Source organism: Sporichthya sp., assembly GCF_013815995.1.
In the GTDB taxonomy this organism is placed as follows: Bacteria; Actinomycetota; Actinomycetes; order Sporichthyales; family Sporichthyaceae; genus Sporichthya.
In genome coordinates this window covers 1-8,521 of record NZ_JACDFE010000196.1, presented here as the reverse complement: position 1 = coordinate 8,521, position 8,521 = coordinate 1, and the positions used below count along the sequence as shown (strand labels likewise).

Annotated in this window: 5 protein-coding genes; 2 read left to right on the top strand and 3 right to left on the bottom strand. The window is 70.3% G+C overall.

From position 1 onward, the window contains the following. Positions 1-253: 253 nt before the first annotated feature. Positions 254-1,135: a GerMN domain-containing protein gene (locus H0X00_RS18520; protein ID WP_293773790.1), complete on the bottom strand. Its 882-nt coding sequence runs from the start codon at positions 1,133-1,135 to the stop codon at positions 254-256. Positions 1,136-1,260: 125 nt separating this feature from the next. Between H0X00_RS18520 and murA the strand changes: the two genes are divergently transcribed. Continuing rightward, complete coding sequence (gene murA / locus H0X00_RS18515) at positions 1,261-2,541, top strand: UDP-N-acetylglucosamine 1-carboxyvinyltransferase (RefSeq protein ID WP_293773789.1); 1,281 nt, start codon at positions 1,261-1,263, stop codon at positions 2,539-2,541. A 22-nt stretch (positions 2,542-2,563) separates the two neighbouring features. Here murA and H0X00_RS18510 read toward each other — a convergent pair whose 3' ends face one another. After that, the gene (locus tag H0X00_RS18510; RefSeq protein WP_293773788.1) at positions 2,564-2,872 is read right to left on the bottom strand and encodes a hypothetical protein; all 309 of its coding nucleotides are present in this window, start codon (positions 2,870-2,872) and stop codon (positions 2,564-2,566) included. A gap of 61 nt (positions 2,873-2,933) precedes the next feature. Between H0X00_RS18510 and H0X00_RS18505 the strand changes: the two genes are divergently transcribed. Further along, complete coding sequence (locus H0X00_RS18505) at positions 2,934-4,955, top strand: protein meaA (RefSeq protein WP_293773786.1); 2,022 nt, start codon at positions 2,934-2,936, stop codon at positions 4,953-4,955. Between the two features lie 99 nt (positions 4,956-5,054). Here the strand turns inward: H0X00_RS18505 and H0X00_RS18500 are convergent, their stop codons facing one another. Continuing rightward, positions 5,055-8,387 carry a DEAD/DEAH box helicase gene (locus H0X00_RS18500; protein ID WP_293773784.1) on the bottom strand — a complete coding sequence of 1,111 codons (3,333 nt, stop codon included), beginning with the start codon at positions 8,385-8,387 and terminating at the stop codon, positions 5,055-5,057. Positions 8,388-8,521 lie beyond the last annotated feature (134 nt).

Sequence of the window (8,521 nt, the reverse complement as noted above, 5' to 3'; positions counted from 1 at the left end):
GCCTGGATCACCGCCCGATGGGGCAGCGTCGAGGACCGCGCCATCCGGGCCAACTCCGCGCGCTGCTCACTACTGACCGGCAACGCCGGTGCTGTCTTGATCGGCATGATCAATCATACCGCGCTAAGTCACAGACAGACCACTAGGAGGACGGCCGGGCACATTCGAACCAGTGGATCGCACTGGTCGGCCGGGGGTCGGATCAGTAACGGTGCAGATCACAGATGCTGACGAAGTGTCAGATCGCTGTGGATCAAGGCTCCAGGCAGGTCGGGATGGAGTCGGTCTTGCCGCTCGGGCTGCCGGTCTGCCCCGACGGGGAGAGCACCTTCACCCACTGCACGGACGGGAACTGCGAGAGCGTCGCGTCGATCTGGTTCGCGATCGTGAACGCCCCGCCGCCGGAGGCACAACCGCCGACCAGGCGCACCCAGGCGATGCCGCCGGAGATGGACAGGGCGGTGAACCCGGTGGCCTTCGACAACGTGTTACCGGTGCCGGTGGCGACCTCGGCCGGCGTGGGGCCGGCGAACATGCGATGTAGCGCGCCGTTGGCCGGGGCACCGGACGGGACGTAGCGCCAGGCCGAGCGGGTCTCCGCGGTCGCGTTGTTGGTGAAGTACACGGGCACCCGGGTGCGGGCGTAGTCGCTTCTGATGTCGATGACGACGCGGCTCGGCTTGGTCAGATTGCTCACCTTGTAGGAGGTGCGCGCCATCATCGCGGCACCGAAGGAGACCATGCCCTCGAACTCCCCGGCGTGCACCACCTGGTTCAGGTTCTGGTTGCCGGTCGAGCGACGCAGCGCGCCGAAGGTGGGGGCGTGGTTGGTGTTGTAGCCGGTGACCCCCGAAAGCCCGATCTGCAGGAAGGCGTTGCCGGCGGCCGGCACGGTGGCGCCGGAGCCGTCCCGGGTGATCCTCGGCGCCCACTGGACGAACGTGTGCGAGGGAAGCTTGCCGCTGAACTCGAACACGAGGCGGTCGAAGCCCGGGTGGGTGGCGGTGCGGATCGCGGTCACCCGGCTGGTCCCGGCCGGGGCGTGCGAGGCTCCGGCCAGGGCCGGCAGGCCCAGCCCGACCAGGCCGGCCAGGGCGAATCCGGACAGCATTGCGGTGCGAATACGACGACGCATGAAGAACACCTCCGCCTGTCGGCCCCGAAGGGTTGGGCCGATCTGTACACGTGACGCGCAAGACGCCCCGGAGGTTGACGTCCGTGCCGGAACAATGAAATCCGGATCGCCCATACGATCTAGGGGTGGAGCGGTTTCGGGTCATGGGTGGGGCTCGCCTGGCGGGCGAGGTCCGGATCGACGGTGCCAAGAACAGCGTGCTGAAGCTGATGGCGGCGGCGCTGCTGGCCGAGGGCCGCACGACGCTGACCAACGTGCCGGAGATCCTCGACATCGACTACATGGCCGCGCTGCTGCGCCGCCTCGGGTGCGAAGTCGAGTTGACGCCCGGCACCGTCGTCATCGACGTCCCGGCTGAGCTGGACCACGAGGCGCCCTACGAGTTGGTCCGGCGCCTGCGCGCCTCGATCTGCGTCCTGGGCCCGCTGGTCGCCCGCCTGGGCCAGGCCAAGGTCGCGCTGCCGGGTGGGGACGCCATCGGCTCCCGCGGCCTGGACATGCACACCGCCGGGCTGGCCAAGCTCGGCGCGACGAGCGAGTCCGAGCACGGCTACATCATCGCCAGCGCGCCCAACGGCCTGAAAGGGGCGACCGTCTGGCTGGACTTCCCGAGCGTCGGGGCCACCGAGAACATCCTCATGGCGGCCGTGCTCGCGGACGGCACCACGGTGATCGACAACGCGGCCCGCGAGCCGGAGATCGTCGACCTGGCCGACATGCTGATCCAGATGGGCGCCAAGGTGGCCGGTGCCGGCACCTCGACGATCGAGATCGAGGGCGTGCCCGCGGGCTCGCTGTCACCGACCTCGCACCGCACGGTGCCGGACCGGATCGTGGCCGGCACCTGGGCTGTGGCGGCGGCGATGACCCGCGGCGACGTGACGATCCGCAACGCCAACCCGCACCACCTCGAGCTGCCGCTGGACAAGCTGGTCACCGCGGGCGCCGACGTGGAGTGGCTGGCCGGCGGGTTCCGGGTCTCGATGGACCGCCGGCCGGAGGCGGTCGACATCATGACGCTGCCCTACCCGGGCTTCCCGACCGATCTGCAGCCGGCCTACATCGCGCTGAACACCGTCGCGGAGGGTTCGGCCATGGTCACCGAGAACATCTTCGAGGCGCGGTTCATGTTCGTGAACGAGATGGTCCGACTCGGGGCGGAGATCCGCACTGACGGCCACCACGCGGTCATCCGCGGCCGTCCGCACCTGTCCGGGGCGCCGGTCAAGTCCCATGACATCCGGGCCGGGGCCGGGCTGGTGCTGGCCGGTCTGGTGGCCGAGGGCGAGACGATCGTGACCGACGTCCACCACATCGACCGGGGCTACGCAGGCTTTGTCGAGCAGCTCAACGAACTGGGCGCCGAAGTGATCCGCGAGCCGGACCCGGACCTCTTCACTGAGTGAGCAGAGCACCGAGTGAGTTTCCTCACCCCAGGAGCACCTCTCGCGCTCGAGACAGGTCCTCCGTCCACACCATGACCCGCAGGCCTTCGGCGGTGGGCACGACCCGGCTGCGGATCCCCGCCTGCTGCAGCTGCGCGCCGATCTCGGCGCCCTCGGCGACGTCTTTGGGCGCCGCCAGGGGGGACATCAGCCCGTATTCGTCCACGGTACCGGTGCGTGGGCGGCGGGAGAGCAGCGAATCCGGCCGGCCGGAGTAGGCCCATCGCAGTACTACGACGAACGCGCCGAGGGCGATGAACACGACCATGGCGTAGCTGTGGGAGGAGTACACGGTTGAATTCTGCCCACGGTTCCGCCGCCGTTACCATCGCGGTGGAAACAGGAGGTCGGCGATGGCAGACGGCGGCGTCACCCGGGACAAGCCCTGGCTCATCCGGACCTACGCGGGGCATTCGTCCGCGGAAGGTTCCAACGCGCTCTACCGGAGCAACCTGGCCAAGGGCCAGACCGGCCTGTCGGTCGCCTTCGACCTACCGACCCAGACCGGCTACGACCCCGACCACGTCCTGGCCAAGGGCGAGGTCGGCAAGGTCGGCGTCCCGGTCCCGCACCTCGGTGAGATGCGCAAGCTGTTCGTCGGGATCCCGCTGGACACGATGAACACCTCGATGACCATCAACGCGACCGCGATGTGGCTGCTCGCGATGTACCAGGTCGTCGCGGAGGAGCAGGCCACCGAGGCCGGCGCCGACCCCGTCGAGGTGCTCTCCATGCTCTCCGGGACGACCCAGAACGACATCATCAAGGAGTACCTCTCGCGCGGGACGTACGTCTTCCCGCCGGCGGCCTCCATGCGCCTGACCGTCGACACGATCGCCTACACCGTGGTGAACGTGCCGAAGTGGAACCCGATCAACATCTGCAGCTACCACCTGCAGGAGGCCGGGGCGACGACGGTCCAAGAACTCGCGTTCGCGATGTCCACGGCCGTCGCCGTGCTCGACGCCGTCCGCGACTCCGGGCAGGTTCCCCCCGAACGCTTCGGCGAGGTCGTGGCCCGCATCTCCTTCTTCGTCAACGCCGGCGTGCGCTTCGTCGAGGAGATGTGCAAGATGCGGGCCTTCGTCGAGCTGTGGGACGCCCTCACCGCCGAGCGCTACGGCGTCACCAACCCCAAGGACCGCCGGTTCCGTTACGGCGTGCAGGTCAATTCCCTCGGTCTGACGGAGGCTCAGCCGGAGAACAACATTCAGCGGATCGTGCTGGAGATGCTCGGCGTGACGCTGTCCAAGAACGCCCGGGCCCGCGCGATCCAGCTGCCCGCGTGGAATGAGGCCCTCGGCCTGCCGCGCCCCTGGGACCAGCAGTGGTCGCTGCGGATCCAGCAGGTGCTCGCGCACGAGTCCGACCTGCTGGACTACGACGACCTCTTCGAGGGTTCGGTCGTGGTCAAGGCGAAGGTCGATCAGCTGGTCGCCGATGCCCGCGCCGAGATGGACCGCATCGCCGAGATGGGTGGCGCGGTCGCGGCCGTCGAGTCCGGCTACATGAAGTCCGCCCTGGTCGCCTCGCATGCCGAGCGCCGCAAGCGGATCGAGTCCGGCGAGGACAAGGTCATCGGGGTCAACTCCTTCATCGAGACCGAGCCCAACCCGCTGCTGGCCGACCTCGACGCCGCGATCCAGACCGCCGATCCCGCCGCTGAGGCGGCCGCGCTGGCGAGCTTGGCCGCCTGGCGTGAGGCGCGCGACGACGAAGCGGCCTCGAGTGCCCTGGAGGGCCTGCGCAAGGCCGCGAAGAGCACCGACAACCTGATGGTCGCGACCCTGGAGTGCGTGCGGGCCGGTGTCACGACGGGGGAGTGGTCCGGTGCGCTGCGTGAGGAGTTCGGGGAGTACCGCGCGCCGACCGGGGTCTCCGGCGTGAGTGCCGCGCCCGACGGTGCCGCGATCGCCGAGGTCCGCGCCGCCGTCCAGCGGACCGGCGAGGACCTGGGCCGCCGGTTGCGACTGCTGGTCGGCAAGCCCGGCCTGGACGGGCACTCGAACGGCGCCGAGCAGGTGGCCGTCCGCGCCCGCGACGTCGGCTTCGAGGTCATCTACCAGGGCATCCGCCTGACGCCGGCTCAGATCGTGGCCGCCGCAGTCGAGGAGGACGTGCACTGCGTCGGCCTCTCGATCCTGTCCGGCTCGCACATGGAGCTGATCCCGGACGTGCTGAGGAGATTGCGCGACGCCGGTGCGGGTGACGTGCCGGTGATCGTCGGCGGCATCGTCCCCGACGGCGATGCCCGCGCGCTCAAGGAGGCCGGTGTCGCCGCCGTCTTCACGCCGAAGGACTACGGCCTGACCGAGATCATGGCCTCGATCGTCGAGGTCATCCGCACCGCGAACGGCCTGCCCCCGCTCATCTGAGGCCCCACCCCTCCGGGACGACGTCCCGTGCGGGCGCATGTCAGCCCGCAGGAAGGCTGACATGCGCCCGCAGCGGCTGACACTTGCGTGGCGCGGCAGCTAGAGGAACAGGCCGCGGATGTCGTCGGCGTCCAGGCGCCGGCCGAAGGCGCCGTCGCCGTCGTCGAGGACAGTCTTGAAAAGCTCGGCCTTGCGGGCCTGCAGGGCCAGCACTCGTTCCTCGATCGTGTGCTCGGCGATCAGCCGGTAGACGTGCACCGTGCGGGTCTGGCCGATCCGGTGGGTGCGGTCGACGGCCTGCATCTCGGTGGCCGGGTTCCACCACGGGTCCATCAGGAAGCAGTAGTCGGCCTCGGTGAGGTTGAGCCCGAAGCCGCCGGCCTTGAGGCTGATCAGGAACACCGGGGCGGTGCCGGTCTTGAAGGCGTCGATCACCTCGCCGCGGCGGCGGGTGCTGCCGTCGAGGCGGGCGAAGGCGACGCCGGCGTCCCCGAGGCGCGCCTGGATCAGGTCGAGCAGCCCGGTGAACTGGCTGAAGACCAGCGTGCGGTGCCCGGTGCCGGCGACCGCGTCGACGTGCTGGAGCAGGGCGTCGATCTTGGCGCTCGGCACGTCGCGGTGTTCGGAGTCAGCCAGGCCGGGATGCAGGCTGAGCTGGCGCAGCAGGGTGAGCGAGCGCAGGATCTCGAAGCGGTTGCCGTCGAGGTCGTCGAGAAGCTTGAGCACCTTCTGCCGCTCGCGCTGCAACGTCAGGTCGTAGATCTTGCGGTGCCGGGGTTCCAGGGCGACGGAGAGCACCTGCTCCTGCTTGGGCGGAAGCTCCGGAGCCACCGCCTCCTTGGTGCGCCGCTTGAGCAGCGGCCGGACCCGGCGGCGCAGCTGGGCGAGCATCTCGACGTCGGCGTTGCGCTCGATCGGGGCGGCGTAGTGCTCCTTGAACGCGTCCGGGAACGGGAACAGGCCGGGGGAGGTGATCGAGAGCAGGGCCCACAGCTCCATCACCGAGTTCTCCAGCGGGGTGCCGGTGATCGCGAGCTTGAACGGCGCCGGTACCAGCCGGGCGGCGCGGTGCACCTTGGCCACCCGGTTCTTCACGAACTGCGCCTCGTCCAGCAGCAGGCCCGACCAGTCCCGGCCCTGGTAGACCTCGGCGTCGATGCGCAGCAGGGCGTAGGAGGTAACGACGACGTCCGCGGCCGCCGCCCGGTCGGCCAGCGGTGTGCCGCCCGGCCGGCGGCCCCGGGCTTCGCTCTCGGTCACGGTGGACACCCGCAGGCCCGGGGTGAAGCGCGCGGCCTCGGCGGCCCAGTTCGACACCACCGAGGTCGGCGCCACGATCAGGAACGGCGGGGCGTTCGGTTCGGTGGCGCGGGCGTGCGCGATCAGGGCGAGGGACTGCAGCGTCTTGCCCAAGCCCATGTCATCGGCGAGGACCCCGCCGAGGCGGTGCTCCCAGAGAAACGCGAGCCATTCGAAGCCCTCGATCTGATAGGGCCTCAGTTCTGCCTGTAGGCCGGCGGGAAGCGGGGTTCCACCGACGGAGTCCAGGCGGCGGATCGCGTCCAGGTGCTTGCGCCAGCTCGCTGCCTGCCGGGTCGCGACGCCGATGCCGATCAGCTCGTCCCAGAGCGCTGTGTGGTACCGGCTGATCCGCAGCGGGCCGTCCGGCTTGTCCGAGAGCATGCGGGCTTCGTCGATCAGGCGACGCAGCGTGAGAAGTTCGGGCTTCTCCAGCGAGAAGTACGCCCCGCCGGGCAGTAACAGGTGCGAACGGCCCTGCGCGAGGGCGACGAACACGTCCAAGAAGGGAACGGTCTCGCCGTCGACGGTGATCGAGACGCCGAGGTCGTACCAGTCGCCGTCGTTGGCCAGTGCCTTGGTGGAGACCGCGATACGCAGCGAGTCCCCGGCCTCGCGGTACTCCGCCGGTGACCCGCTGACCTCGACCCGCACGCCGGCCTGCTGACGCAGCCGGGGGAGCCATTCGGTGGCGAACTTCATCGTGTCCACGCCGCTGAGCTCGAGCGGTGCATCGATGCCGGGGCCGTCGACGCGACCGATCCCGTAGGCACCGAGTCCGGGCTCCAGACCGGCCAGCAGCGCGGCCTCTGCCGCTGGTCTGCGCACCCCGGTGTCCGGCGCCGGGGTCAGCAGGAAGCGACGCTCCGCTTCGCCGACCTGGTAGGTCCACTCCCACTGCAGGGTGAGCGCGTGCTCGGCACCGAAGTCGGCGCGCAGCAGCAGGACCGGCTCGGACACCTCGGGCATCGCGAACGAGCCGTCGGAGGACACGATCTCGGCGATGCGCAGCAACTGCGGGAAGTAGTTGTCGAGGAAGCGGTCGCGTTGAGCGGCCGGCACGGTGAGCTGCTCGTGGGCCAGCGCCATCTTCCGTAGCGCGGCGGGCGCGGGCGTCGCGAGGGACACCAGCCGCAGCGGCCAGTGCGCCGGGTTGGCGGCCAGCTCCTCGTCCTCGGCCGGGCGGACCACGGCGCCGGTCCCGTGGCCGATGAAGGCGACGGCAACGACCTCACCGAAGCGGCCGTCGATGCGCAGCGCGGGGGAGACCTGCAGGGCCGCGCCCTCGTCGTCGGAGGCCGTCACGTCCAGGCACAGCTCGGCGGCGTCGACCGGGGGCAGCTCGCCGAGCTCGTTGTCGGCGTGCACCAGGCGCAGGCCGACTCGCGCGCCCTCGGCCAGCAACGGGAACAGTGCGCTGGAGGTGATGGCGGAGAGCTCGATTGCCTTGTCGTCTCCGTAGCGCAGGTTGGTCCCGGTCGTGCCGGTGCGGGCCAGGTACAGCGCGTGCAGATCGGTCAGTACCCGGACCTGCTCGGCGACGTATTCCCGGTTGAATCGCAGGCTGCCGATCCGGCCCCAGCTCACCTCACCGGCGACCCAGCCGCGGCGGCCCTCGCGGACCACCCGCGCCCACAGCTGCATCGCCTCCGGCCCGCCGCTCTTCCCCCACAGCGTCGGCAGCGTGCGCCGCAAGGTCAGCTCGATGGCCAGGGCGCGCTGCTCGACCGGCGCCGGCGCCTGCGCACCGATCTCACTCGGGCTCAGCAGCGAGCGCCACGGGTCCTCCCAGGACACCGGGGTCGTCGGCTCCGGCTGCGGAGCGGCGTGCCCGCCGGCCATCAGGGCGAGGGCGACGGCGTGCTTGCAGTTGTGCTGGATCGGGCAGCTGCACTGCCTGCGCACGAAGCGCCAGGTGTCGTCCAACGCGTCGTGGACCAGGTGGACGGTGACCAGGTAGGGCAGCGCGGCGCCGCCGGCCACCGAACCGACCAGGACCGCCGCGGCTTCCCGCCACGCCACCTGCCGCACCGCGCCCAGGTCCGCGTACTCCACGCCCCGCGAGAACGTCGCCATCCCCACGGCCGACCGGACGCTGCCCTGGTTCAGGGCGATCAGCGCGGTGGGGTCCACGTACCGACGCTAGTGGTCCGTCTGCGAATTGATCTGGTTGAGGACCTCACGCCCGCGACGGACCTTGGCGATGATCTCCTCCGCGGTCGCCTTCCAGATGAAGGGCTTCGGGTCGGTGTTCCAGTGCTCGGCCC

What these genes read in the sequence shown, in the direction of transcription:
- H0X00_RS18520 (WP_293773790.1), bottom strand. Translation starts at nt 1,135, where the DNA reads ATGCGTCGTCGTATTCGCACCGCAATGCTGTCCGGATTCGCCCTGGCC.
- H0X00_RS18505 (WP_293773786.1), top strand. Translation starts at nt 2,934, where the DNA reads ATGGCAGACGGCGGCGTCACCCGGGACAAGCCCTGGCTCATCCGGACC.